The organism is Rhizobium laguerreae (assembly GCF_019778565.1).
Lineage (GTDB): Bacteria > Pseudomonadota > Alphaproteobacteria > Rhizobiales > Rhizobiaceae > Rhizobium > Rhizobium laguerreae.
In genome coordinates, this window is the sequence record NZ_JAAXQT010000003.1 from 520113 (window position 1) to 544441 (window position 24329).

Annotated in this window: 20 protein-coding genes, 1 tRNA gene and 1 pseudogene; 13 read left to right on the plus strand and 9 right to left on the minus strand. The window is 59.6% G+C overall.

Features of this window, described 5'->3' with window-relative positions; genetic code table 11:
- Positions 1–177: 177 nt before the first annotated feature.
- On the plus strand, positions 178–1824 hold the full coding sequence (locus tag HFO71_RS13150; protein ID WP_168258235.1) for a response regulator: 1647 nt from the start codon (positions 178–180) through the stop codon (positions 1822–1824).
- Positions 1825–1864: 40 nt separating this feature from the next.
- Here HFO71_RS13150 and HFO71_RS13155 read toward each other — a convergent pair whose 3' ends face one another.
- Positions 1865–2179: a DUF1236 domain-containing protein gene (locus tag HFO71_RS13155; RefSeq protein WP_020049431.1), complete on the minus strand. Its 315-nt coding sequence runs from the start codon at positions 2177–2179 to the stop codon at positions 1865–1867.
- Positions 2180–2498: 319 nt separating this feature from the next.
- Between HFO71_RS13155 and bcsN the strand changes: the two genes are divergently transcribed.
- From bcsN to HFO71_RS13190, 7 genes are all read left to right on the plus strand, one after another.
- Positions 2499–3476 (plus strand): cellulose biosynthesis protein BcsN, encoded by a 978-nt coding sequence (gene bcsN / locus HFO71_RS13160; protein WP_168258236.1) that lies wholly within the window; start codon positions 2499–2501, stop codon positions 3474–3476.
- A 57-nt stretch (positions 3477–3533) separates the two neighbouring features.
- Positions 3534–5726, plus strand: coding sequence for a UDP-forming cellulose synthase catalytic subunit (gene bcsA, locus HFO71_RS13165; RefSeq protein WP_168258237.1), 2193 nt, complete (start codon positions 3534–3536; stop codon positions 5724–5726).
- Positions 5723–8116, plus strand: a complete 2394-nt coding sequence (locus tag HFO71_RS13170) for a cellulose biosynthesis cyclic di-GMP-binding regulatory protein BcsB (protein ID WP_168258238.1) — start codon at positions 5723–5725, stop codon at positions 8114–8116. The genes bcsA and HFO71_RS13170 overlap by 4 nt, the downstream gene beginning before the upstream one ends.
- A complete protein-coding gene (locus tag HFO71_RS13175; RefSeq protein WP_168258239.1) occupies positions 8113–9159 on the plus strand; it encodes a family 8 glycosyl hydrolase in 1047 nt (348 codons plus the stop codon). Before HFO71_RS13170 ends, HFO71_RS13175 begins: the two co-directional genes overlap by 4 nt.
- Complete coding sequence (locus HFO71_RS13180) at positions 9156–11531, plus strand: cellulose synthase (RefSeq protein ID WP_168258240.1); 2376 nt, start codon at positions 9156–9158, stop codon at positions 11529–11531. The genes HFO71_RS13175 and HFO71_RS13180 overlap by 4 nt, the downstream gene beginning before the upstream one ends.
- 75 nt (positions 11532–11606) lie before the next feature.
- Complete coding sequence (locus HFO71_RS13185; RefSeq protein WP_131640354.1) at positions 11607–12275, plus strand: HAD family hydrolase; 669 nt, start codon at positions 11607–11609, stop codon at positions 12273–12275.
- A 98-nt stretch (positions 12276–12373) separates the two neighbouring features.
- Positions 12374–12450: transfer RNA gene (locus HFO71_RS13190), tRNA-Pro, on the plus strand.
- Between the two features lie 345 nt (positions 12451–12795).
- On the opposite strand, the gene HFO71_RS13195 is transcribed toward HFO71_RS13190, so the two are convergent.
- The 3 genes from HFO71_RS13195 to HFO71_RS13205 all read right to left on the minus strand — a co-directional run bounded on the left by HFO71_RS13195 (position 12796) and on the right by HFO71_RS13205 (position 16589).
- The gene (locus HFO71_RS13195; protein WP_221988160.1) at positions 12796–14475 is read right to left on the minus strand and encodes a hypothetical protein; all 1680 of its coding nucleotides are present in this window, start codon (positions 14473–14475) and stop codon (positions 12796–12798) included.
- Between the two features lie 333 nt (positions 14476–14808).
- Entirely contained in the window at positions 14809–15852 is a 1044-nt protein-coding gene (locus tag HFO71_RS13200) for an acyltransferase family protein (protein ID WP_312886515.1), read from the minus strand.
- Positions 15853–15956: 104 nt separating this feature from the next.
- The gene (locus tag HFO71_RS13205) at positions 15957–16589 is read right to left on the minus strand and encodes a class I SAM-dependent methyltransferase (protein ID WP_168258244.1); all 633 of its coding nucleotides are present in this window, start codon (positions 16587–16589) and stop codon (positions 15957–15959) included.
- 538 nt (positions 16590–17127) lie between these two features.
- Between HFO71_RS13205 and HFO71_RS13210 the strand changes: the two genes are divergently transcribed.
- Positions 17128–17349, plus strand: a complete 222-nt coding sequence (locus tag HFO71_RS13210) for a hypothetical protein (RefSeq protein WP_028741416.1) — start codon at positions 17128–17130, stop codon at positions 17347–17349.
- 5 nt (positions 17350–17354) lie between these two features.
- Here the strand turns inward: HFO71_RS13210 and HFO71_RS13215 are convergent.
- Positions 17355–17588, minus strand: a pseudogene (locus HFO71_RS13215) (DUF982 domain-containing protein).
- 197 nt (positions 17589–17785) lie between these two features.
- Between HFO71_RS13215 and HFO71_RS13220 the strand changes: the two are divergent.
- The gene (locus HFO71_RS13220; protein ID WP_029872887.1) at positions 17786–17998 is read left to right on the plus strand and encodes a hypothetical protein; all 213 of its coding nucleotides are present in this window, start codon (positions 17786–17788) and stop codon (positions 17996–17998) included.
- A 3-nt stretch (positions 17999–18001) separates the two neighbouring features.
- Here HFO71_RS13220 and HFO71_RS13225 read toward each other — a convergent pair whose 3' ends face one another.
- The 4 genes from HFO71_RS13225 to HFO71_RS13240 form a co-directional block, all read right to left on the minus strand.
- Positions 18002–18151, minus strand: coding sequence for a hypothetical protein (locus HFO71_RS13225; protein WP_165504243.1), 150 nt, complete (start codon positions 18149–18151; stop codon positions 18002–18004).
- 75 nt (positions 18152–18226) lie between these two features.
- A complete protein-coding gene (locus HFO71_RS13230; protein ID WP_003558384.1) occupies positions 18227–18520 on the minus strand; it encodes a helix-turn-helix domain-containing protein in 294 nt (97 codons plus the stop codon).
- A gap of 73 nt (positions 18521–18593) precedes the next feature.
- The gene (locus HFO71_RS13235) at positions 18594–19775 is read right to left on the minus strand and encodes an ROK family transcriptional regulator (RefSeq protein ID WP_077976207.1); all 1182 of its coding nucleotides are present in this window, start codon (positions 19773–19775) and stop codon (positions 18594–18596) included.
- 552 nt (positions 19776–20327) lie between these two features.
- Positions 20328–20942: a GNAT family N-acetyltransferase gene (locus tag HFO71_RS13240; RefSeq protein ID WP_077976208.1), complete on the minus strand. Its 615-nt coding sequence runs from the start codon at positions 20940–20942 to the stop codon at positions 20328–20330.
- A 177-nt stretch (positions 20943–21119) separates the two neighbouring features.
- Between HFO71_RS13240 and HFO71_RS13245 the strand changes: the two genes are divergently transcribed.
- The 3 genes from HFO71_RS13245 (at position 21120) to HFO71_RS13255 (ending at position 24309) form a co-directional block, all read left to right on the plus strand.
- Positions 21120–22457, plus strand: a complete 1338-nt coding sequence (locus HFO71_RS13245) for an extracellular solute-binding protein (protein ID WP_077976209.1) — start codon at positions 21120–21122, stop codon at positions 22455–22457.
- A gap of 125 nt (positions 22458–22582) precedes the next feature.
- The gene (locus HFO71_RS13250) at positions 22583–23476 is read left to right on the plus strand and encodes a carbohydrate ABC transporter permease (RefSeq protein WP_077976210.1); all 894 of its coding nucleotides are present in this window, start codon (positions 22583–22585) and stop codon (positions 23474–23476) included.
- Positions 23476–24309, plus strand: a complete 834-nt coding sequence (locus HFO71_RS13255; protein ID WP_003547275.1) for a carbohydrate ABC transporter permease — start codon at positions 23476–23478, stop codon at positions 24307–24309. Before HFO71_RS13250 ends, HFO71_RS13255 begins: the two co-directional genes overlap by 1 nt.
- The last annotated feature ends 20 nt before the right edge of the window (positions 24310–24329 follow it).

A 24329-nucleotide genomic window follows, 5' to 3' on the forward strand; every position in this document is an offset into this window, starting at 1 on the left:
GCATATTGCCGGTTGAAATTCGATATGCAAAAGCTGGAGTGCCGTCTCCGCAACGGCTCCTGCATAATTTCCTTAAATCGGAATCGATTTATGAATAAATTATGCAGCAATTCAAAGCGTTGCAGCGTCTTTTGCGGCTCTCGAAAAGACGCGCGGCGCTGTAAGAAGGGGTGTCGAATGGATTTGCTGAGTGCCACGGATTGGCTGCGTCACAGGCCAGGTTTTACATATCCGCTGGCCATTGCCTTCGTTGGCCTGACGTTTCTTCTGAGGCTTGCCGCCAGCGACACTCTCTCCGAGTTTCCCTTCCTGAGCTTCCTTCCGGCGATATTGCTCGCGAGTTTCATAGGCGGCGCCGGGCCGGGCGTTGTCGCGACCTTGGTTGCCGGTTTTATTGTCCAGCAGTTTTTCGTCGAGCCGTATGGTGTTTTCTGGCCGGTCACCGCCGGCCAATGGGTCGGCCTTTCCACCTATCTCATCAATGCGGTGATCACCGTTGGATTGATGGAGATGATCATCATTGCCCACGGCAGGCAGAGCCGCCTCCGCAGCGAGCTCAACAGCTTCAACACGCGCCTCGAACAGACAGTGGCCCAGCGCACTGCCGAGCTCAGGCACGAGATGGAGGAGAATGCCGCCGCTCAAGCGCAGGTCCGCCAGTTGCAGAAGATGGAAACGATCGGCCAACTGACCGGCGGTGTCGCCCATGATTTCAACAACATGCTGGCAATTATCATCGGCAACCTCGATCTCGCCCAGCGGCGCCTGACCGGAAGCGAAGATCCCCGCCTGCTATACTCCATCCAGAATGCCAGGGACGGTGCGCAGAGAGCGGCAGTGCTGACGGCGCGTCTTCTCGCCTTTTCGCGCCAGCAGCCGCTCGCCCCGGAGGTGATCGACCTCAACAAGCTGGTCGGCGGCATGTCGGAGCTGCTGCGGCGCACGCTCGGCGAGCACATCCGGATCGAGACCGTGCTTGCCGGCGGCCTTTGGCCGAGCTTTGCCGATTTGAGCCAGCTCGAGAATGCCATCCTGAACCTTGCCGTCAACGCCCGCGACGCCATGCCGGGCGGCGGAAATCTGACGATCGAGACCGCCAATACCGAACTCGACGAGCGATATTCGCGCATGCATTCGGAGGTCGAAGCAGGTCAATATGTGATGATCAGCATGACTGACACCGGCACCGGCATGTCGCCTGACGTGATCGAGCGAGCCTTCGATCCGTTCTACACGACCAAGGGACCCGGCAAAGGCACAGGTCTCGGCCTCAGCCAGGTCTACGGCTACATCAAGCAGAGCGGCGGCCACATCAAGATCTATTCGGAGATCGACAGGGGTACGACGTTGAAGATCTATCTCCCCCGTCATGTCGGCACGGCGGGTGCCCGGTTGAACGTCGCCGGCGCCCAGCCGCTTCCTCAGGGCAGCGTCAAAGATACGATCCTGGTGGTGGAGGACGATGAGAACGTCCGCACCATGACTGCCGAAAGCCTGCATGAACTCGGTTACACCGTGTTGCAGGCCGCTAGCGGCATGGAGGCGCTTATGCTTCTGGAGCAGAATGCGGCAGTCGACCTGATCTTCACCGATATCGTCATGCCGCAGATGAGCGGACGCCAGCTTGCCGATATCGTCCGGGAAAAATGGCCGACGATCCGGATCCTCTACACGACGGGTTACACCCGCAATGCCATCGTCCACAATGGCGTGCTTGATCACGGCGTTTCCCTGCTTGCCAAGCCCTTCAGCCTGGAGCAGCTCGCTCATAAGATCCGCGAGCTTCTGAATGTCGCGGTGAGGGTGGGAGACGAGCGGACGTGAAGCCGGAATACGGCCGCACGTCCGCAATTCTCTATCCGTGTTATTCCAAGACCTGGATGATGCGATGCGTTTTCGGTTCGACGATCACGCGCCGCTCGTTGACGACCGTATAGCCGTAGCCGTCGATATTTGGCACGGTATGCACTTCGACGGTATCGGGCAGCGTCGCGCCGACCGCGATATCGCCGTCATAGACGACGGATGGCGTGTTCTGCTCCATCACATAGGTGCGCACCTCGCCGGGCAATACGACGGAGCCGGTCGGTGCAGGATCGGTGACGATGACGCTGCTCTGCGCGAAGGCGGCGGAGCTGATGGTCAGCATGGCGGCCGCAGCCAGCATGGTCTTGCGCATGGGATTTCTCCTTTCTACCTGAGACATCAAGGCAACGCTGGCCATACGGCATAGTTCCCCGCGGGCTTTCGCGGCAGCGGTAACAGACGCAAAGAGAGCAATTGAGTTGTTACTAAATTAATTTTTACATCATACGGTTGAGCCGTCTGAACAGCGTTCGATAAGAATCCAGATGGTGATGTTAGAGCTCGCTTGTTTACTTTTCGCTAACCATGTTGGGCGTTTATTCTGAGCGGACGACCAACCGGTCGTTGATTCGACGATCCGTCGCGTTTCGGCTTGCGAATGGATCTGGAAGACGATTGCGGCGGCTCGAGACATGCGCTTGCGGGAGACGATATTGCTGTTGGCCGTGACGGGCATAATGGCCGGCTGCACATCGACAGGCGGCGTGCGCCAGCCTTCCGCGCCGGAAACCGTGGCGCCTGAAAAGGCGTTGGTCCTGCCGCCGCCGGGCGGCCCGTCGATCGTCAGCGTCGTCGAGCGCAAGCGCGGCAACGGCGTCGAGCAGACGATATCGCTGTTTACCTCATCCTCCGTGCCCGGTCAGAATTCCCTGAAGGTCCAGTTCTTCGGCGCTTCGGGCGCCAATCCCGGCGCCGGCAATGCCGGCTTCAGCATGATCAACGAGAGCGGCATTGCCCGCGAGGTGGCCCGTTCGGCCCCCGGCGTGCCGATGGCGACGTCGGCGACCTTCCTGCAGAACGCCTATGGTCCCTTCGGGTATGCCTCCGGTCGCAGCCGTGCCGGCGACACCTGCCTCTATGCCTGGCAGCAGATACGCTCCAGCACTGCTGCCAATACCCAGGCGCGAAATTTCGGCATGATCCAGCTGCGCCTGCGCCTTTGCGATGCGAGAGCGAGCGAACGCCAGCTGCTTGGCATCGTCTATAGCTACACCGTCACCGGCATCTTCGACGGCGAGCTCTGGAACCCTTACGGCAATCCGCCGCCCGCCGACGTGGCGCTCGGGCGCACCGGCGCGCCGATCTATCCCGACGAAGGCGGTTATCGCGCCAGCCCGATGCCGATCGGCTACGAGCCGGCGCCTGCCATTGTCACCCAGCCGCGAGCCGTCGTTCGCAGCGTCTCGACCGCGCAACCGGCTCAAGGTGTGGCACCGTTGCCGGCACCCATCGGCCCGCGTGTGCCGCTGCCGGGCGAGGCGCCGCAGACAAGTGCAAGGCCGGCTGTGGCAGTTGCGCCAATCGAACAATCGGTAAGGGCGATCGGCGTCACCGTGCCTTCGCCGGACTGCATAGGCGACGCGGCCATGACGGCCGCCTGCCGGAGATAATGAGCATGTCGCGGGCGCCGGATGGTGCCCCGGTTGAGCAATTTCGAAGGAACGCCGATGCGCAAAGCCCGCAGTGTCTTTATATGGGCCGTGGTTTCGCTCTGTATGATCGTGCTGATCACCCTGCCGGTCAACCTGCAGACCCAGCTCATCACCGCCATTACGGTCGTGACCGTGATGGCGGTCATCAAAATTCTGAAGGGCGAGGGGACATGGCGCCTGGTGGCGCTCGCCTTCGGCACGTCGATCGTGCTGCGCTATGTTTATTGGCGCACCACCAATACGCTGCCGCCTTTGAACCAGCCTGAGAATTTCATTCCCGGCCTGCTGCTCTATCTTGCCGAAATGTATAGCGTTGCGATGCTGGCACTCAGCCTGTTCATCGTTGCCACACCGTTGCCGTCGCGCCCCTCGCGCGCCGCCAATCCCGGGCGCCTCCCTCATGTCGACGTCTTCGTGCCATCCTATAACGAGGATGCCGGCCTTTTGGGAAATACGCTGGCCGCCGCCAAGGCCATGGATTATCCGGCCGAGAAGCTGCATGTCTGGCTGCTCGACGACGGCGCCACCTTGCAGAAGCGTAACTCCGGCAAGCTGCTCGAAGCCCAGGCGGCCGCGGCCCGGAATATCGAGCTGAAGCAGCTCTGCGACGATCTCGATGTCCACTACCTCACGCGCGACCGCAACGAGCACGCCAAGGCCGGCAATCTCAACAACGGCATGAAACATTCGACCGGCGAACTCATCGCCGTCTTCGATGCCGACCACGCGCCGGCCCGCGATTTCCTGCTGGAGACCGTCGGTTACTTCGAAGACGATCCGAAGCTCTTCCTCGTCCAGACTCCGCACTTTTTCATCAATCCCGACCCGCTGGAGCGCAACCTGCGCACCTTCGACAAGATGCCGAGCGAGAACGAGATGTTCTACGGCATCATCCAGCGTGGCCTCGATAAGTGGAATGCCGCCTTCTTCTGCGGCTCGGCCGCCGTTTTGAGCCGCAGGGCGCTCGAATCCCAGAATGGTTTCAGCGGCATCAGCATCACCGAGGATTGCGAGACGGCGCTGGCGCTCCACGGCAGCGGTTGGAACAGCATCTATGTCGACAAGCCGCTGATCGCAGGCCTGCAGCCAGCCACCTTCGCAAGCTTCATCGGCCAGCGCAGCCGCTGGGCTCAGGGCATGATGCAGATCCTGCGTTTCCGCTTTCCGCTTCTGAAGCGCGGCCTGACGATCCCGCAGCGTTTCTGCTATATGTCCTCCACGCTGTTCTGGCTCTTCCCGTTCCCGCGCACGATCTTCCTGTTTGCGCCGCTCTTCTACCTGTTCTTCGACCTGGAAATCTTCACAGCCTCGGGCGGCGAGTTCCTCGCCTACACGCTTGCCTATATGCTCGTGAATCTGATGATGCAGAATTACCTCTACGGGTCGTTCCGCTGGCCCTGGATTTCAGAGCTCTACGAATATGTCCAGACGGTGCATCTGCTGCCGGCAGTCGTCTCCGTCATGCTCAATCCGCGAAAGCCTACTTTCAAGGTCACCGCCAAGGACGAATCGATCGCCGTCAGCCGACTGTCGGAAATCAGCCGTCCGTTCTTCGTCATCTTTGCGGTTCAGATTGTCGCGCTCGTCATCACCATCTACAAAATCTATGCCGAGCCCTATAAGGCCGACGTCACGCTCGTCGTCGGCGGATGGAATCTCATCAACCTGATCATGGCCGGCTGCGCGCTGGGTGTCGTGTCAGAGCGCGGCGAGCGCGCTTTGTCCCGTCGCGTCCGCGTCAACCGGCGCTGCGAATTCGGCGCCAACGGCAGGTGGTACACGGCCTCGATCGAGGACGTCTCGGTTCACGGCGCAAGGCTTCACATCTTCAACAAGCATCTCGACGAGATGCTGGTCGGCGCCGTCGGCGAAATCCGCTTCCGGCCCTATAGTGGCGCGGATCTGGAAACCCTGCCGCTCATCGTCCGCAATATCGAGCCGTCGGGCGATATCAGCAATGTCGGTTGCCAGTACGTGCCGAAAAGCGCACTTGATCATCGTCTGATCGCCGACCTGATATTTGCCAATTCCGATCAGTGGACAGAGTTCCAGGCCTCGCGCCGTCGCAATCCGGGCCTGATCCGCGGCACCATCTGGTTTCTCGGCATGTCGTTCTACCAGACGAGCCGCGGCCTCGTTTACTTCTTCCGCAGCATGCGGCCGGAGCGAGAAGCCCAGCAGCAGGCGGCAAAGGTCAACGCCGGATGAGAAGGATCGCCGCCGCCTCGCTTCTTCTGCTGAATGCCTCCGCCTTCGCCCAGGCGCAGACGGCACCCTTCGACATGTCCGGCGAGCGGCCGCCTGGTGCTTCCGTTACCCCGAGATTGACGTCGCCTACGCCGCCCTCAACCCCGGCCGCTCCTGTTCCTCCGGCGGTCGTCGCCCCGCCGCAGCCGGCGGCGCCTGCGCCCCAGCCAGCCGCCACGGCAAATACCGCCGCGCCCCGCCCCGGCGATGTACGTCGCTATGTCGTGCCCTTTTCGAAACTTGATCTCGGCGGCGAATACGATCGCCGGTCATGGTCGGTCTATCTGACGCCGGAGCAGGCGGCGGCCAAGGCAAGCTTCACCTTCGCCTACCAGAATGCGATCTTCGTCGCGCCCGAGGCCTCGGCGCTGACCGTCTATCTCAACAATCGCCCGATCGGCCAGCAGCGTGTCGGCTCGCCGGATGGCCCGTCGGCCGTCACCTTCGAGGTTCCGTCCGGTTTGCTGCAGCCTGGCGCCAATCTTGTCACCTTTGAAGCCAACCAGCGCCACCGAACAGATTGCAGCATCCAATCGACTTATGAACTGTGGTCGAATATCGATCCGGCCGGAACCTTTCTGAGCTTTACCGGCAGGGATGTCGCCCAGCTATCGAGCGCCGACGCAATCCGCGCCATCGGCGTCGACGGTGCCGGCAAGACGGAGTTCGATATCGTTGTCCCGGCGCTGGAGCAGCCGGGAACCACCAAGCCACTGCTACGGCTGGCGCAGGGCCTGTCGGTGCTGAGCAGCATGCCGAACCAGATCTTCGCCTTCAGCACCGCTTCGCTTCCGGCCGGCGGGCCCGGCAAGCTCAGCGTGCTCGTCGGCACCGCGGCGGAACTCCGGCCGCTCTTTCCCGGCCTGCCGCCCGGTGCCGAAAGTGCGGCACTCGCCGCTTTCGTCACCGATCCGCGCAGCGGCTTGCCGGTGCTTCTGATCAGCGGCCCCTCCTGGCAGGCGGTCTCCTCGGCGATCGATACCATCGTCGCGCCGACGGACCGATCCTCGGACGTCCGCCGCGACGTGTTGACCACCGAGCGCTGGAGCGCGCCGAACGCGCCGCTGGTCTTTTCCGATACGAACATCGCCTTGTCTCAGCTCGGCGTGAAGACCACCGAATTCTCCGGCCGGCGGCTGCGGACGAGTTTCAATATCGCCGTGCCTGCCGATTTTTATGCTAATGCCTATGGCGAAGCGAAGGTGCTGCTCGACGCCGCCTATACCGACAACGTGATGCCCGGCAGCCACATCGATATCTACGTCAACGACAACATCGCTTCCACAGTGCCGATCACCACGACATCAGGCGGCATTCTCCGTCATCTGCCGATCCGCGTGACGATGCGGCACTTCAAACCCGGCCTCAATTCGGTGGCGATCGAGGCGATCCTGATGACCAAGGACGATGCCGTCTGTACGCCGGGCTCGACCGCCGGCGCCACCCCGCGCTTTGCCCTGTTCGATACCTCCGAGCTGCAGATCCCGGATTTTGCCCGCGTCGGTCAGCGTCCGAACCTGGCCGCAATGGCCGGCACCGCCTATCCCTATGGTCGGGCTACGGAGCCGACGCCGCTCTTCATCGACCGCGTCGATGCCGACACGCTTTCGGCCGCCGCCACGCTGCTCGGTCAGATGGCGATCACCGCCGGCCATCCGATCGCCGTTGAAACCGTCGCCTCGCCGAATACGATCGGCGATCGTGACGCGATCTTCATCGGCTCCATCTCGCAGATGCCGGCAACCGCGCTGTCACAGACCAATATCGCCGCGGCAAGCCAGGCCTCGTGGCGTCCCGTGGCCGATACGCAGGCGGGCGTCGTCGATACCGGTACGGCCTTCGAGGAGTGGAATTCCAAGGTCAGCGGCGGTGTCTTGCGCAACCGGATCACGGCCTTCCGCGAATGGCTGTCGCGCAATTTCGATATCTCCCGCAGCTCGCTGCAATTCATCCCCGGCGCCGAGCAGATTTTCACGCCGGCCAACGCCGACACGCTGCTGGTTGCACAGGGCTCCAGCCCCGCGGGAGCCGGCGCCTGGACCGTGGTGGCGGCGCCATCGGCGAAGGATTTGCGCGAAGGGCTCGAGGTTCTGACCACGCAGCTGAACTGGCCGCAGATATCGGGCCACATCACCACCTATTCGAGCAAGACAGGCAAGATCGAGACCGTGCCCGTCACCCGTTTCGATTTTGTGCCGTCCACACCCTGGTCGATTGCCAATTACCGCCTGATCGCCGCCAACTGGCTGTCGACGAATATCCTCTCCTATGCCTCCCTGCTGGTCGTCTTCGTGCTGCTGATCGGGGTCACCACGTCAAGCATGCTCAGAAGACTGGGTCGGTCGAAATGAGGCGGTGGCGCGCACTCCTGCTTGCGGCATCGGTCGCGCTCGCTCCCGGGGGAGCGCCCGCCGTTGCGCAGCAGGCAATGATCAATGCCGGCGCATGGTCGGCCTACAAGGCGAAGTTTCTCGATGCGACCGGCCGCATCATCGATAACGGCAACGGCAATATCAGCCACAGCGAAGGGCAGGGTTATGGCATGCTGCTCGCCTATCTCGCAGCCAGCCCTGCCGACTTCGAGCAGATCTGGCATTTTACCCGCACCGAGCTGCTGCTGCGCGACGATGGCCTTGCCGTCTGGAAATGGGATCCGAACGGCAAGCCGCACGTCACCGACACCAACAACGCCTCGGATGGCGACATGCTGATCGCCTATGCGCTGGCGCTTGCCGGCACGACGTGGAAACGCAACGACTATATCCTCGCCGCCTCCCGCATGGCCCAGGCGCTCCTTGCCGAAACCGTTGTGCACTCGTCCGGCCACACACTCCTGTTGCCGGGGAGTGAGGGTTTTGCCGCTACCGACCGTGAGGACGGTCCCGTCGTCAACCCGTCCTACTGGATTTACGAGGCGATCCCAGTGATGGCGGCGCTCGCTCCGTCGGATGCCTGGCAAAAACTGTCGGACGATGGCCTGGCGCTGTTGAAGAGGATGCAGTTTGGCCCGCGCAAGCTTCCCGCCGAATGGGTGAGCCTCAGCGGCCAGCCGCAGCCGGCAGAGGGATTCGACGCCGAGTTTGCCTATAACGCCATCCGCATCCCGCTCTATCTCGCTCGCGGCGGCGTCACCGACAAGGCGCTGCTGACCCGCTTGCAACAAGGAATGTCGCAAGACGGCGTTCCCGCCACCATCGATCTGACCACCGGCCGGCCGAAGACTGTGTTGTCGGATCCCGGTTATCGAATTGTTAACGATGTTGTGGCCTGTGTGGTCGATGGGACCAAGTTGCCGGTCTCGGCCCTGCAATTTGCGCCCGCACTCTATTATCCGTCCACGCTTCAACTGCTGGGGCTGGCCTATATTGGGGAGAAGCATCCGGAGTGTCTGTGAAGTCTTCTCTCGTGGCGGTTTCAGCGGCAGTTGTGGTGGCGACCCTCGTCACCGGGCTGAAAGATCGTGCCGCTCTGCAGGAAAAGTTCGGCCTTGGGGCCGCCGGCAAGCCGTCGCCGGAGCTGATGATGATGGGCCGCATCAAACCGACGGATGGTCCTGCCGGCGATCCCGAGTTCAACGCGCAACTCGTCGCCGACAAGATAGAGGCGATCACTTCCCCGCCGCCAACACCGGACAGGTCCGAGCCGGATGCCGCTGCATCGCAGCCTGCAGCACCGCAGCCTGCGGCACCTCAGACGGCTGCTCCGCCGGCTCAGACGGTCGCCCAGCCGGCACCAGTCACACCCCCCATCGTTGCCAAGCCGCCGGCAACACAGCAGACGGCCGCGGCGCCGCAGCCTGCCGTCGATGAAAGTGCGCTTCGTTATTTCGCCAGCCGCGGCGACAAGGTGCGCCTGCAGGCCGAAATCTCCCGCCTTCAGGCGCTCTATCCGAACTGGGTTCCGCCGGCCGATCCGCTCGCCGTGCCGCAGAATGGCGACAAGCAGCTCGAGGCCATGTGGCAGCTCTATTCCGATGGCCGCTATGCGGAGCTGCGCAAGGCCGTCGCCGACCGCCAGGCAACCGATGCCGGATGGCAGCCGCCGACCGACCTGCTCGACCGGCTCGACGTCGCCGAGGCCCGCGCCCGCCTCGTCAATGCTTCGGACCTCAAGCAATATGCGACGGTGGTCGATACCGCTGCCGCAACACCGAGCCTGCTCACCTGCAGCGAGATCGATATTCTCTGGCGCGTCGCCGAAGCCTTCATCCAGACGGAGAGGGCGCAGCGCGGCCAGGACGCTTATACCTATGTCCTGAAGAACTGTACCAATCCCGCCGAGCGGCAGGCGACGGTCGAAAAGGCCTCGACGCTGCTTGCTTACCAGCCGATGCAGGCGCTGCTCGCGCTGGAGAGGCCCGCTGCCGACGGCAGCAGGGAATTCGATGCGATCCGTGATAACCTCGCCCGGCGCTTCGTGGCCGAAGGCAATGACGATCCGAATCTCGCCATCGCGCCCGATTATATCGCCCGCCTCGAAAAGCTCGCCGGGACTGAGGGGCTTGCCTCCGATGCGCTGCTGCTCGGCTGGTACCAGCTTCGCCGCAACAACGATGCGGATGCTGAGAAATGGTTCCGCGCGGCCCGAGCCAAGCAAGATTCGGCGGCCGCTTCACAGGGGCTGGCGCTGGCGCTGATCGCCCGCAAGGCGCCTGAGGAAGCCGAGGACGTGATGTTTCGCTGGCGCGCCGATTCCGATGATGCGACATCAACCTATCTCGCCGCTACCGCCAACCTGATGGCGTTGCAGCCGCCGGCCGATCTGGCCGAAGACGTGCTGCACCGCATCGCCACCGAGGTCATCGCCCGGAAATATGTGCCGACGGCGCAGCAATTCGGCTGGTATGCCCGCTCCCTCAACCAGTTCCAGACCGCCGCGCGCTGGTTCGAGACGGCGCTTGCCTGGAAACCAGATGACGAACCGTCCGCCTATGGCCTTGTCATCACCCGCGAGCAACTGAGCGACCGCAAGGGCGTGCTCGACCTCCAGCGCGCCTGGGCCGGCCGGTCGAGCCGGATCACCAACCTCGAAGACACGTCCTCCCTGACGCCGAATGCCCTCACGCCGCCGCTGGCGAAGGGAGGGTTTGCCGCACAGCAACCGGCTCAACCGGCGCAGCGTCCCCCGACCGAGCCGCTCCCGGCCGAGCGCCGCATCACCCTGCAGCCGGGGTCGGAAGTGGTCGTTCGCGCGGCAAGGCCGGCGATGGAGACGATGACCGTCCCGCGCGGCCCGCGCCAGACGCGCGGCTGCTCGACCACAATCGATGCGGGGCAGCTTAAGCCGGCCGACGCACTGTCGCGCGGCTGGTGCCTGATGGATATCAACCGGCCGATGGAGGCAATCTCGGCTTTCGAGGCGGCATTGCAGAGCCCCGTCCGCAAGATCCGCGAAGACGCAGCCTATGGCCAGAGCCTTGCCTATTTGCGCGCCGGCCTTTCCACCAATGCCGCCGTCGCAGCCACCAAGGCGCCGCAGAACCGCCAGCGCGCCGCCGAGCTTCAGGTGGCGATCCTCGCCGACCGTGCGCTTGCAGCCTTCGACGCGGGACGTTATCGCGAAACCCTCATCTATCTGGATCAGCGCGCCCAACTGCAGCAGGAACGCATCGACCTGATGGTTCTGCGCGGCTACAGCTACCTCAATCTCAAAATGTACGGCGATGCGACCCGTATCTTCGAAGCCGCTGCCGCGACCGGCAGCCGCGACGCCGCTCGCGGTCTGGCCGACGTCCGCAACGTCACCCACCCAGACACCAACAACTGACGTTGACGCCGCTTCCGCTCTCCGCTACTCGCCTGCGCAGGGGCCGCCCGGCCTCATGCTTGCAAGGAAAAGCCTGTGCCCGCTCTCCATGACATCCTCGACAGATCCTATGACGCCTTCCTTTTCGACATGGACGGAACGCTCTTGAATTCCATCGCCGTCGTCGAACGCGTCTGGAGTGAATGGGCAAGACACCACGGCTTCGAGCCGGAGGTCTTCCTGAAGACGATCCACGGCATCCGCGCCTCCGACGTGATCCGCGGGCTCGGCCTGCCCGGCGTCGATCCCGCCCATGAGGCGGATCTGCTGCTCGCCGAGGAAATGGAGGATGTCTCCGGCATCGTCGAGATCCCCGGCGCCGTCCGCTTCCTCTCCGCCATCGCCGAGGGCAGATGGGCAATCGTCACTTCGGCGCCGATCGAACTCGCCAGGCGCCGCATGGCCGCCGCCGGCATCCCGATGCCGAAGGTCATCGTCAGCGGCCAAGAGGTCAAATCAGGCAAACCCAGTCCCGAAGGTTATCTGCTGGGCGCAAGCCGCCTCGGTGTCGATCCGAAAAAATGCCTGGTCTTCGAAGATGCGGTCGCCGGCATCCTCGCTGGCGAGGCAGCGGGCGCCGACGTCACCGTCATCACCGAAACGCACGCCACGCCCTTCGAAACGCCGCATTTTTCAATCGCCAACTACCAGGCATGGCAGCCCCGCCAGACCGCCGAAGGCCGGCTGAGGCTCGTAGCGATCTGACCATTCGCGCAAACCGCCTCCTTTTTGTTGGAGGCAAGGTTTTTCCGCTTGCAATGCACGCGCTGAAAAACTAAACGAAGCAAGCCGTTTCGGCAGGTCGGGGCGTAGCGCAGCCCGGTAGCGCACTTGACTGGGGGTCAAGGGGTCGCTGGTTCGAGTCCAGTCGCCCCGACCATTTATCCCCTTGAGATCCCAGTCAGAATGTCAGTTTTCTTCGTCCCGCTGAAAGCGGAGGAGGAACGAGACAGCGGCAGAAATGCTCAAACGAGAACCGAAAATCCCGAAAAAATCCCGAACAAAAATGCCTTCTGTTCATGTTGTTTGTCTGTATGCCGCAGCTAATAGCATGTAACCAGACCAAAAGTTGCAGGGACATCGATAGAGGCTTCGATTTCCGCCGCCCGATGTGGATCGGCCGGCGTTTTTTTTGCAAAAAGATCTTTCGCCCTTGTCCCCGCTTCGTCCAGCGGGGTCTTTTGGCCAAGGAAGCTTAGCCGCGTTTGAGTGTATGGCGGCGGGATTAGACTATCAGCTTTGTCTTGTCCGATTGCTGGAGGAGATCGGCAATCTCGACCGTGCGTCCCGGAGATGCGTGGGAGCCGTCGTTCGTCACAGCAAAATAGACAGGAGTACCGGTTGGAACTACCGCGCCAAACGATAAGCTTCTTGTATTTGTGAAAGTTCCATCGCCGTTGGGAGCAGAAGACGTGACGACGCCGCCGGTGACGGTGCCAAAGCGATATTCAAAACCGACACCTAGCTGCGTATCCGTCTTGAAAGTATTCCATGTCGCCGTACCGTCCGTGCCGGCCTGTTCGACAAAGGTGCCGCGCTGCGGCATGCCGAGATATGGACGCCACTTGTAACTGTCCACCGGATCGGACCATGCGGCAAACGCGTCGATATAACCGTCCAGGTTCCCACCGGCATTGCTGCGGATGTTATCGTTGACCAGGCCAAGGATGGCAGTGGTGTACGGGCTGGTGACCGTCTGCGTTGCTGTCGCCGCATAACCTGCCGTTGAAGAAGCTTTGCCAAACACCGTCAATCCAATGATTTTCACGCTGGGGAAACGTGCCTTCAGACGCCCATTCAAGCTATTGATCGCATTCCACCACGTGGCCGAGCTTGCGTTGTTATCGTTCCATCCAAGCTGATTGAGGATCACTGTGAAGGGATGCTTTCCACTGGTATTAAAGGCTATGGCTTCATCAAGAATCGCCCACCGTTTCAGTGCATTCGTGGCAAGTTCCTGAGATGCTTTCGCTCCCGGCGTACCCATGAAGAAATAAGGGATACGACCGATCCCGCCCGGATTGTCGAGCCAGCGGCGCAGGAAGCCCATGTTACGCCGGGTATCCGCAGAAGCGGCGATCTCGTTTCGCTGCTCGCCGTGACTATCGCAGGTCACAAGCGCGACGGGACGGCCATCCCAATCGCCTTTGGCGAGCATGAAATCGGGTCCGAAACATTGGAACTGTGTGAAGCTGTTGTAGCTCGCGTTGGTATCGATCGCAGCCGTTGAGGCAGCGTCGGCATTGACAAGCGCTTCCAAAGAGGCGAGATCACCGGCCGCCCAAATCTTCTCGCCGCGTTCACGCTGATGACGATAGCCATATAGCAGCTTTTCGCCGACGCCGGTATGATACTCCGTGATGACGCCGATCACGCTTTCAGCCGGGATGTCGGCACCGGGAAGGCAGTATCCCCATACTCCATTCGCGCCGCTGGCAATTGTTGCGCTGGTCGAACCGCTGAAGTCGATGGGGTACTTATTGACACCGACGACCAGGAACGCCTTGTCTATGACGACGCTGTTGCCGGGAGCGAGCAACTCCTGTGGAGCTGTGCCACCCTCATTGATGCCGAAGCCCGACCAATGCAAGCGAAATTCCCGCGTCTTGTAGGAAGGCGTCCCGAAGAACAGCTTTGAGGCCACATAGTTCAATCCGCTTCCTGCCGTCGGGAGCGTCGAAGTCCCGCCCGGAACGCGGTTGCCGGTTGCAAAGAACATCCAGCGATCGGAATCGCCCCCGCTGGTCACCTCAAGCTGCTCGCTAAATGTCCGTGACCATCCATCGTCGTTCGATGCTGTCGTGGTAAGCGTATATTCTCCAACTGGCAAATTGGTCGGCATACGGACTTCACTGCCAACAATTTCCGTACCTTCGGAATCCGTCAAAGAGTAGGTGATTTTCATTCATGCTCCTTGTTAACTGACTGAGTCGACTGTCTTTGAGACAGATCAAATCACCATAGTGATCGCTGAACACATGGGAATGAATTAAGTGGAGAGATTTCTTCGATGTCTTCGAACGACGTTCGCCGGCTGATGTGGATCGGCCGGCGGTTTTTTTGCAAAAGATCTTTCGCCCTTGCCCATAACGATCAGAGCGAACTGCGAATCGTGGCGAACTGTTCGCAGCGCGCAAAACCGGTTGGCACCTCGCGCAAGATCAAATGAAAGCGCACGGACGCGAAATTCCGGAATTTTTGAAATCCGTTTGAAGGCTCCTCAAGGCGGGTGCGGGGTCTATTCCGCGGGCGCTCGGGCGCTCCTGCGATAACCTCTAGCCCAACGGGCCATTGGTTTTTCAATGATGTTGAAGCTCAGAGCCGCAAGGATAAGAGTTATAGGAAGCGTCACAGCAGTGATCGTCACCGCGCCATAAAATCTGCCCTGGATGCCCATCGGAAAAACGACGTAGTAGCAAACGAGCATCATCGTCGGCACGTGAAGAACGTAGAGCCCATATGATACCTGCCCAATGAAGGTCGGGACGCGCGAGGAGATGATCCTGTCGGCGAGCCGGGGAACGCCCAATTTGTCGTGAGCGGCCGCAAGGAAGTACATCCCGAACCACATTAGCAGCGGCAGGATGTTTGGCGAAAACAGCGAAGCGATGATACTTCCAGCCACAACGGCTGCTGCCAACACGGCCGGCCTGGCCTTGCGGGCGTCATGCCAAAGGGCAGCGGACATGATGCCGACGATGTAGAGCGGAAATCTAAGCGGCAGGAACGAGGGGGCTTCCCCCTTCCAGTGATGCAGCGTCACTTTTTGCAGGCCGATTGCGAACAGGAGAATGCCGGCTGAAATCGCCATACGCCTTGCGTTCCTGAATCCAATCGCTCCGATCAGCAACGGCGCAATCAAGTAGAACTGCCACTCCAACGAGATGCTCCAAAGCGGCCCCGAAAACATGAGTGGCGCTTGCGGCAAGATGGTATCTGGGACGATCCCATGTAGCATCGTCAGATGGAGCAACATATGCTCGAAGAACGTACCCGTCAGGTTCTCCTCGCGTGTTTGGAAACCTGCTCTGACGTGCCGAAGCCAAGGGGACTCCCCAAAGACCGAGCCGTAAAGGTGGCCGGTCATCATCCCATATACCAGTGCGATCAGGAAGAGTGGATAGAGCCTCATAAATCGGCGGAAAATGTACCTGTCGTATGGCTCGCCTTCGTTCGACAACATGAGCGCGATGACGAAGCCCGACAACATGACGAAGACCTCAACGGCCTGATCGCTGTGCTGGCGGGTCGTGGATCTCGTCCAACAGAGGCCAAGCGCCACACTGTGTCAGGCGATAAGTAAGGGTGTTCAGCGCTGTTTGCTGGTCGGCTGATAGGGTCGGCGACAGCACCGTCCCTGCAGGGGCAGCGGGGCCTCGACCGCCTTCAGTGCGGTTTCTGGGCGATCGCGATCATCGATTTCGCCAGCAGCGGAATCCTTCCGACATATTCGAAGTCGACGTCCTCGAAGCCTGTTTCAAGCAGGAGCGTGCTGAGCGTTCCGGGAGACCAGAATTTGATATGGCCATGGTCCTTCAGAGGCATGAAATGGTCATCCATCTTTCCGCTGACGGCCAATGCCAGATTTTTCCAATAGCCGTGAAAAGGCGTCGACATAACGGCGATGCCGCCAGGCTTCACCAGATCATACATGGTCGTCGAGAAGGCCTTGGGATCATAGACATGTTCCACCACTTCAAGACTGATCACGGCATCGAAGGTCCCATACCGGCTGGAAAGATCTTCGTAACCGGAACCGATTTCCAGCGGAAGATCAGGGTGGGCCGTTCTCGCTTTCGCGATGCCGTCCTGGGAGGGATCGACACCGACGACGTCATAGCCTTTTTCCGCAAGCACGGCGGCAGCACCGCCGGTGCCGCAACCGAGGTCGAAGACCGCTGTTTCTTTTGCCTCCTGGAAACTGTTCTCGAGAACATCGACAACGGCCGGCAGTATATAGGAATGGGCGTTCGCCGGCTTGGCGTGGACATAGGTAGTAGCGTCCAGTTCGATAGACATTTTACCTCCTGAAAACCTGAAGAAGTGAGCTGCCAATGGTACGGCGGACTTTGACGGGAGTGTGGTGTCGTTGTGGTATTAAGGTGATTAACGCCGAAGGCGTTCGCGGCGGCTAAGCGTCGCCCGCCGATTGGCTGTACAGACTGCGCGAGACATCCTCCAGCACGGCCCACGCTCGCCATGCCGGATCCCGAAGCTGATTGACAGGGTGCACTGAAGATGCTGAAAACGGGCCGCTTTCAGGTTTGCCGCATTCTCGTGGTTCAAAGGGCCGCTGCATCCGGCTCCGCTCCTTTCGACCATTTAAACTAAATAGTGCGATGAAATACCCTTTGAAGGTGCACAGCAAATAAATCCTTTAGTTCTTTTTGGTGCTACCTCAGTTGGGAGAGGTGGTATTTGTTGCCTTTTGTTAAGGTTATACCCAGTTTGGAAGTTAACAACCCAATTTTGGATTGAAGAAAACCTGAAACCTCTTCGTATTCTCGTGAATATGTGTAAATTAACATTGTCCCTGTCACAGATAGCCTAGTCGAGCATGGCGGATATGAAACACAATCTAACTTGCAGGCAGAGCCTCGCCAGCGCGTTCCAGGCTCTGTCGGACGAGGCCGTCAAAGCCGGTTGGTCGGAAGGCGATGTCGCCCTCGCGCTTGCAGAACTCGCCGAGGAGCGGGTGATTGAGGTTACCGCCAAGGTGATCATGGAAGGCTCCGTCCATCCTCAGCTCATCGCTGCCGGCGGCGGACGCAACAGATAACGATCTTACACCAGCAATCCCGCCGTTTTCGCTGCCGTGATGAAGGAAGCCTGTGCTGCGCGCGGGCTGCGCAGTCCGTCGAGCGCATCCAGGCAGTGCTGGCGCGCAACGCGATAATCGCGCCCACGCTTGCTCGGCTACCGCTTCAGATATTCGACGGCCTCCCAGACGGTCGAAACGATCAGGCTGCTGTTTGAAGAAACGACCCGGACGGGGGAGGGAAAGCGTTTTTCACTCACGTCTGCACTCACTGATTCCTGCTGCCAAACGCGGCCCGAACGCGCGGGATAAAATTTTGTTCCATAATTTTGTTCCACAGAAATTTGCGTAGTTGCTAAAGTTTGGACCCTCGCGCATAATGACTTTATGGTCGGTTGCGGAGGGCGGCCGGCGATGCAAGCGTGGATGCGTTTGCCCTCGGAGGAAATGCGGCGTGATGTTACGATCATCAATTCATCCGCATGATTTACCGCTCTTTTCGGAAGATCTCGATCTGCTTTCGCAGGTGCTCGACAAGGTCTGCGACGAACGCGGCCTCGCCAGGACGACGCCGGAGGCCGAGCGGATCGGTGCGGTCATCATTCAGCTCTACAGGCAAGGCGTGAAGGACGGCGGCAAACTCGCCGACCTTGCAAAAACCTATCTTTAAAGATCAGTTCTGCTCGATCGAGACACCGTTCTTGCCGATGCTCATCTCGATGCCTTGCGGCTTGCTTTCCTCGTGGAAGATATAGGCGCCGAGGCCGATGACGGCGACGACAAGAACGCCGATGACGACGTAGAGACCATTGCTGCGGTTCAAGAGACTGCCCCCGATACGTTATAGGCCCGATATGTTATGGGACAGCGGAAACGGTCGGGCGGCGGATTGGTTCCGTCAGTCGTCGTTGGCGGCGTTGAGGTTTTCCGGCCGGATGCCGTCATCGCTGGAGGTGCGGGCGCGCAACCGGATACCGGGGCCGCCTTCATCCTGATTGCCGCTCGACAGGAAGATGATGCCGTTCGCCTCGAGTGTGCTGCGCACATCGAACAGCGCATGCGGCTCGCCGGCGAATTCGCCGTTTTCCAGCGCCGTCACGGTCTCGACCGGCAGGCCGCTGGCGGCGGCGAGCTCTTCGATGCTCATTCCGATCATGGCGCGCGCGCCGCGTATCTGCGTTGCTGTTATCATGATGGAAAACCTAGCGCATTCCCAGCGCTTCTCAAGTGGCGAAACCGCACGTTGGCCCTAAGGCATGCGCTCTTCAAACTTCCCTCAATTTGACACCAAATAGATCGTCATGCATGCGCTCGACCGCGATCCCCATTCCTCCCATCAGGGCGGCGCGGTTCCCAAAGCGACTGATCTCGATGCGCGGCGGATAAGGCGTACAACGCGGCAGGAAACCGCGGATGGCGTTTACGAGTTCCGGCCTTGAGCCGATGCTGCCGCCGGTGATCACCAATTCAGGATCGAGAGCCGCTCCGATTGCAGCGATAGCGACTGCGACCAGCCTTGCCGTCTCTTCGATGGCAGCCGCAGCGCTTGTTTCTCCTGCATTAAACGCGGCGAAGAGATCGGCCACGGTGGATGCATTACGCCCGCCGAAACCGACGTAACGTCGCAACATCGCGACGCTGCCGACCGCGCTCTCAAAAGTTCCAAGCGTAAATCCGCCAGGATCAAAAGCATCTCCACCGATCGGAAGATAGGCGATTTCGCCGGCCGCCCCACGCGCGCCGCGCAACAGAGTTCCGTTGGCGATGATGCCCATGCCGACGCCCGTTCCGAGAGCAACGAAAGCAAAATTGCTGGTTTCGACACCGTGTCCCCGCCATCTCTCCCCTTGCGCGGCGAGGTTGACGTCATTTTCAACGATCACCGGTATGGCCATTCTGTCGCTGAAGACTTGCCGCAGATTTATGGCGTCGATGCCGGGGATGCTTGGCGCTACGTTGATATGCCCGGTGGCTGGATCGAGCACACCGGGACTGCCTAGAACGACGAGACGGAGTTTGTCGGCAGTCGTCCCGGCCGCAAACGCGAGTTCTACGATAAGATCGCTGAACTGATTGACGAGATGCATTCCGCCGCGCGGGTCGGTGGATACTTTAGTTTCAGCGACCACGTTCCCCAACAGATCGCAAATGGCCGCAGCAATCTTGGTGCTCCCGAGATCGATAGAGACGGCCAGCCCTGCCCTGGCATTGATTTCATAGGTGATCGCATTCCGGCCCGGGCGACCATCAGTCTGCCCGACTGGTTTCAGCCATCCATCATCCTCAAGGTCGCGCACGACATCGGAAATCGTCTGCTTTGACAAGCCGGTTAGCTTGGCAATATCGGCGCGAGAGATCGATCCGTTCGCGAACACGGTTCGGATGACGGCATTGGTTGAAATTTTTCGTGCGATCGGGGTCTGTGCGACAGAAGATGCCATTGCCATCCGGCTAGCTCAGTCCAATTAGTTCGGAGCGCATACTTAATGGACGCGATATTAAGTCACAACTATTGCGACTAAGCGGAATTCAATACATCGAAGCAGGCAATTTGTCTATGTCCTTGACAAATGGGAGGTCAGCTGTAGGCTTGAAATTAACGTGCGATGAAAATGCGCGATGAAATAAAGAGGGTCGATGTGAAGTATGCGCCATACGTATCGTCCGGTTAGCCGTGCGCCTGCCAAGATCGCCCAAAGAGGAACTGGCCTGGGCTTGCCTGGCTATTTCTTTTTTTGCGTCCCGCGGACTCCTTGAACCCGGCTTCCGAGGATTTGCTCATGATGAAGCCCTCGACTGATGGACAGCTTTTCGCGAAGCAACCTGCTTTACTGCCGATAATGCTATCATGCCTTCAGGCGGCCGTTCATCGGGATGGGTACGCTGACCTCACCGTGTGGCGAGCAGGCAGTTTCGGGCGTGTGAGATTTTCTCCAATCAAGGGTGCTTATACCCGGGAGACACGGCCTTTTCGTGGCTTGGAGAAACCAGGAAATGCTTCAACCCGATCCCTCATCGATCCGCATTGCGAAGGCGACGGAGCCATCCTGCTCGAATTCGGAAAAGCCGAGGCGACGGTAGAAACCCCTGGCGCGTTCGTTGTTTGGGTCGACCCCGAGATGCACGGCTCCGACCCCGTGGTTTCGAAGCGCTTGAAGCTCCGTGGCGATCATCCTGCGCCCCCAACCGCTTGCCTGAAGTCCGGGAAGGATGTTGATATGGAGATGCGCGGGATACTGGTCTTGAAGCCAAGCCGTTCCGCTGCGCGGATTTTGAATTCGTTCCATCACGTCGGCGTCGCGCGGACGGGTGGGTGCCAGTCCCGCAATCTGCTGGCGGACGAACGGCCACCAGTTCGTTTGCAAGTCTCTGTCGAACCTGCTGGTGTCCGCCACCCCTACAACGTAGCCGACTGGCCGGTCGTCCTGAACGAGAACAAAGGCAAAGTCTTTGGCGAATTTGAGGTAGGGTACCGACCAGATGTAGCCGGGCAGATGCGGGTCGCTATAAAGCGCGCTGGCATCTTCACCGCCATTCGCGGTTTTCAGGCAGATGTCGAAAAGGGCGTCGATATCCGCTTCAGTCGCGGGGCGGATGAAGCAGCTGGTGTCCATCACTTTGCCACCTCCTGCGTGGCGCTTTGTCATTTTAGGTCGCGAGAGGAGCGGATGCATTGACGATTACCTCAGATTCGCCAGCCAGGCAAAGCTCTGGGGGAAGAAAACGTTCGGCCGCTGCTTGGCGCAAGGCCTGAACGGGGAGTGGAAAATAAACCAGATGAGGTGGAGCAGATGAAAAGAACCGTGAAATCGATCCGCATACTGCCGGCATACCGATTGAAAGCAGCTGTCGCGCTTGTTGGCGCGGTGCTTTTGAGTTTTGGCCTTTCGGCAGCCGCGCGCGCCGACGACCTGGCTGTGTGGGATGACCAAACCTATGAAGGTCAGAGCGCGGTCATAGAGCAGCTCAACAAGGAGTTCGAAGCTGCGCATCCCGGCGTCACGATCAAGCGCACCGCCCGTACCTTTGATGACATGAAGTTGACGCTGAAGCTTGCGGTTTCGGCAGGTGATGGCCCTGTCATCACGAAAGTCAATCAGGGTGCCGGTGACATGGGAGCGATGGTCAAGGAAGGATTGCTCCTGCCGGTCGACGACTACATCAAAAACTACGGCTGGGATAAGCGCCAGTCGGATTCGGTGCTTGCTCGAGACCGCTGGGAAGATGGAAAATTTGGGGTCGGTAAGACCTACGGCATATCAGGCCTCGGCGAGATCGTTGGCCTCTACTACAATAAAAAGATCCTCGGCGATGCGGGAGTAGCGCTGCCGCAAACCTTCGAGGAGCTGTTGGCCGGTCTTGATAAGCTGAAGGAAAAGGGCGTTGCGCCCTTCATGATGGGCTCGGCAAAGCAGCATCTGGCCCTGCACATGATCGGCGCCATCGAGCAGGCGCATATCGACGCGAGCAATCGTGCCGAGCTTGACGATCTGATTTACGGCCGGGGCGGCTCGTGGAACACCAAGGGGAACATCGAATCCGCCAAACTCGTGCAGCAATGGGCACAGGGCGGTTACTTTTTCCCCGGTTTCGAAGGCATCTCGGGTGACGACGCCGTCCAGCTTTTCATTTCCGGGCAGGGCGCGTTCCTGATCTCCGGAACCTGGTATTTCGGTGACATGCAACACAATCCGGATATCGGCTTCATGGCAATTCCCGCCCCGAAAGGTATTGCCAAGCCCATGAGTGTTGGGGGTGTGGATCTTGCCTGGGCGATAACGAGCCTTGCCAAAACGAAGCCGACACAGGACGTAGCCGGCGCATATATCGATTATATGGTCTCGGAAAAGGCTGCTGAAACCTGGGCCAATGCTGGCTATCTTCCGGCAACGTCGCTCGCGGCTGATGCAAAGCCAAAGCTCACGCCGCTCCTCAGCTCCGGCATCGAAATGTGGAAGACACTCAACGCAAACGACGCCCTCGGACATTACCCCGACTGGTCGAGCCCGACGATGCTGAAGACAATAGACGACAACACGCCGCTTCTTCTGTCCGGCAATATCACGCCCGAAGCCTTTGTCGATGCTATGGACAAGGATTATCAGGCGTACCTGAAGGATAAGAAATAAAGATTGCGGGCGCTGGTCACGGCCGTCCCCTGCGGTCGTGACCTCAGTCTCGTCGATCCAAATAAATGAGCACTGCGATCGGCTTGCTGCGCGACGACCACAGCTTTAGCTTTATGGAGTAATGGATGAAACGCTCCGCACTTGATGGCTCGCAACAGACCAATTTTATCTATTTATTGCCTGGATTGCTGTTCTACGCGGCTTTTGTCTTTGGACCGATCGTCGCGGCTTTGGGTTTGAGCCTGACCAGCTGGGACGGCCTGAGCATGCCCAAGTGGGTTGGTCTCGGCAATTACGTCGATCTCTTTTCTGACAGCCGTTTTTATATTGCCTTGCGTAATAATGCCGAGCTCATGATCTTCTACTGTGTCCTGCCGCTCGTGCTCGGCATAACTCTCGCCGCTTGCGTCTGGAATCTGAAGCAGCGCGAACAACTTGCACTGCGCACCTTCTTGTTCCTGCCTTACATCATGCCGACCGCCGTGTTGGGCATCATCTGGGCATGGCTCTACAATCCTGCATTTGGCCCGTTCAATCAGTTTCTCAGAGCAGTGGGGTTAGGCGCCTTCGCACTCCCGTGGCTGGGAAATTTCAATTTTGTGCTTCCCGCGGTCGGGATCGTTGCCACCTGGTATTTCTTCGGTTTTTGCATGGTCATCTTCCTGACCGGAATTCAGCGCATCGACCCGTCTCTTTTCGACGCTGCCAAGGTCGATGGCGCTTCGGCGCGAAAAACCTTTTTCTGGATAACGCTGCCGCTTCTCTTGCCTGAAATAAGGGTGGTTTTGCTCCTGACGGTCATAGCGTCAATCAAAAGCTTCGACCTGATTTTTACAATGACCAGGGGCGGACCAGCCAACGCGACGCTCGTGCCGAACATCTACATGTATCAGCTCGGCTTCGAGCTTAATCGGTTCGGCGCCGCAGCGGCCATCGCCATTGTCGGCGCGGTCCTCACATTTGTCATCAACTATGCAATTCACCGATTTGTGGGATCGCAGAACAAAGGACGGGCTTGATGAGCCGTTGGTCTAACATCTCCCCCGGTACGCTATTCCTTCGCCTTGTCCTCTGGCTTCTTGCTTTCGTAACGATCACGCCGTTCCTGCTTCTGCTTCTAACCTCGATAAAGAGCAAGGCCGACGTTCTGCAGGGTGCATTCGCGCTGCCGGCATATCCGCATTTCGAAAATTACGTCGATGCTTGGAATGCCGGACATTTCAACATTTACTTCTGGAATTCGATCATCGTTGTCATACCCGTCGTTGCTGCAAGCGTCTTTTTGGGCCTGCTGACTGGTTTTGCCTTCGCCTACCTGTCGTTTCCATTCCGGCGCACGCTGTTCGCTATCCTGACGCTCGGCATGATGGTGCCGGCGGAAGCCTTCATCATCCCGCTTTATTACGAAATGCGGTATCTGGGATTGATCAATACCTATGCGGCTCTGATTTTGCCGCAGATCGCGATGTCGATACCGTTCTCGACGATCTTCCTCGCCAGCGCGATGCAGCAACTGCCGGAAGAAGTTCTCGAAGCGGCGGTTCTCGATGGCGCCGGACGCTTCCATATCCTGCGCAAGATCGTTATCCCGCTCATGGTGCCGGCAATGTCGACACTGGCGCTGTTCCTGTTCATATGGACCTGGAACGAGTTTCTGATTCCGTTCATCCTGGTCAACGACGACGACTATCGGACGCTGCCCCTCGGCATGCTGTTTTTCCAAGGGCGCTATACCGTCAACACGCCGGTTCTGACCGCCGGCGCGGTGATTGTCATTTTCCCGCTCATCGTGACTTATCTCATTTTCCAGCGGCGGTTTATTGCCGGCTTGACGGCAGGAGCGACGAAATAGACAGCCGCCCATTGACGGCA